Source organism: Brevibacillus sp. LEMMJ03 (assembly GCF_007197875.1).
Classification (GTDB): Bacteria; Bacillota; Bacilli; order Brevibacillales; family Brevibacillaceae; genus Brevibacillus; species Brevibacillus thermoruber.
In genome coordinates this window covers 1-387 of record NZ_VKJN01000112.1, presented here as the reverse complement: position 1 = coordinate 387, position 387 = coordinate 1, and the positions used below count along the sequence as shown (strand labels likewise).

Here is a 387-nt window from a genome sequence, read left to right as displayed (position 1 = left end):
GACGAAAACGGGAGAAAAGTTACTTTTCTCCCGTTTTCGTCTAAGCGATCAAAATAATACGTGTCTGTCCAACCGCCATGATCGTTCACAAAATCAATACTTTTTTGCAAAATAGTTGGGTCAAACGTTTGTGTTTCACCACGAGCTGCTGGATTGACGTACAACAGTAATTTTTTAGATAAATCAACGTCCATTAAGCGTGATCCATCTGTGTATTCCTCGCCAAAATTGAGTACATCTTTTTTCACAAAACTTGGGTCTGTAAATAATGCATCTTTAAAACGATCTGTACTTAACTCATCCATATAATATTGCAATCGGTTTAATACGAGCGGACGCGCTGGTAAAAACAACGATTTTGTTTCGCTAATGTCATAAGATAAAAAC

The 387-nt window shown here is 37.0% G+C and carries 1 protein-coding gene; it reads right to left on the bottom strand.

The features are described 5' to 3' along the window. Nucleotides 1-387: two-component system activity regulator YycH (gene yycH / locus FOI68_RS23035; RefSeq protein ID WP_255433841.1), on the bottom strand; the 387-nt coding region annotated here is incomplete at both ends.